The organism is Sporosarcina sp. BP05 (assembly GCF_014282005.1).
GTDB lineage: Bacteria > Bacillota > Bacilli > Bacillales_A > Planococcaceae > Sporosarcina.
In genome coordinates, this window is sequence record NZ_JACFTD010000058.1 from 1 (window position 1) to 1,481 (window position 1,481).

Sequence of the window (1,481 nt, forward strand, 5' to 3'; positions counted from 1 at the left end):
TGTTGTGCACCCCAAAAGTTAGAGTCGAAATCTAACTTTTGGGGTGTTTTATTATGGCTAAATATAGTGATGAATTTAAGATAATGGTTGTGCGGGAGTATCTAGAGGGACGACTTGGATATAGCGCATTGGCTAGAAAATACGGTGTGAAAGCAAGTACACAGGTGAAAAATTGGGTTAGCGCATACAAGAAACATGGTGTGGTGGGATTATTTCGAAAGAAAGGTAAGGAAGTTTATTCTGTTCAATTCAAGTTGGATGTACTAAGCTTTATGAAAAGGACAGGTGCTTCTCAAACTGAAACAGCCCTTCATTTTGGGTTAACGAACCCACCGATGATCGCTTCTTGGAAGAAAAAGCTCCTTGAAGACGGTGCTGAAGCCCTGGACAAACCGAAAGGACGGCCAGCCATGTCGGACAAATCGAAGAACGTCAAGAAGGGTAAACAGCCCGCACAACAGAATGAGATGACACGTGAACAGAAACTAGAACAGGAAAATGAACTCTTACGGTTGGAAGTAGCGTATTTAAAAAAGTTAAGAGCTTTTCAGATGGATCCGGAAGGCTATCTCGAAAAGCACAAGCAGCGTTATCATTTGAACTCAAAGAAAACTTCCAATTAAAGAACGTCCTTCAGATTGTAGGCATCCCTGAATCTTCTTATCACTATCACCTGCAACGAATAAAGGCAGGAAATCCTAATCAGGAGCTAGAAGAAAGAATTCAATCGATTTTTGAAGAAAATGATGAAAACTATGGTTACCGTCGAATTCAGCTGGAGTTGAAAAACAAAGGGATTAAAGTGAACCACAAGAAAGTTCAGCGTATCATGGGGAAGCTCGGACTCAAAGTAGAGAAATTCACTCGAAAATCCCGTCGCTATAGTTCTTATCAAGGCAATGTGGGGACTGTTGCGAAGAACCTTATTCATCGCCGTTTTTATACAAATACGGCTTATCAAAAGCTGACAACAGACATTACAGAATTCAAGTGTTCAGATGGCTTGAAACTTTATCTTAGTCCTATTATGGACATGTATAACGGAGAGATCCTTTCTTATGGCATTCATATGCATCCAACACTGGACTTTGTGATGAAACCGTTAGAAGTCGCTCTTCAAATCGTAAAAGATTCAAAATATCGGACCACTATACACTCTGATCAAGGCTGGCATTATCAGCACAGTAAATGGGTGAAAACACTTAAAGGTCACCATGTATTCCAAAGCATGTCCCGTAAAGGAAACTGTCTTGATAATTCACCAATGGAGAATTTCTTTGGTCTTTTGAAGCAGGAGATGTATTATGGGGTAGCGCTTCGCACATATAAGGAATTAAAACGAGATATCGAGTCTTATATCAATTATTACAATAATAAACGTATCAAGCAAAAATTGGCTGGCATGAGCCCGGTTCAATACCGTCTTCACACCAACCAATTGGTTGCGTAATATAAAACTCTAACTTTTAGGGGTCACAACA

The 1,481-nt window shown here is 39.9% G+C and carries 1 protein-coding gene and 1 pseudogene; both read left to right on the forward strand.

Going from position 1 to position 1,481, the window contains the following annotated elements:
- Positions 1 to 53 precede the first annotated feature (53 nt).
- A complete protein-coding gene (locus H2672_RS19045) occupies positions 54 to 623 on the forward strand; it encodes a helix-turn-helix domain-containing protein (protein WP_186673973.1) in 570 nt (189 codons plus the stop codon).
- A pseudogene (locus tag H2672_RS19050) lies at positions 584 to 1,450 on the forward strand (IS3 family transposase); the annotation flags it as partial. The gene H2672_RS19045 and the pseudogene H2672_RS19050, both read left to right, overlap by 40 nt.
- Positions 1,451 to 1,481 lie beyond the last annotated feature (31 nt).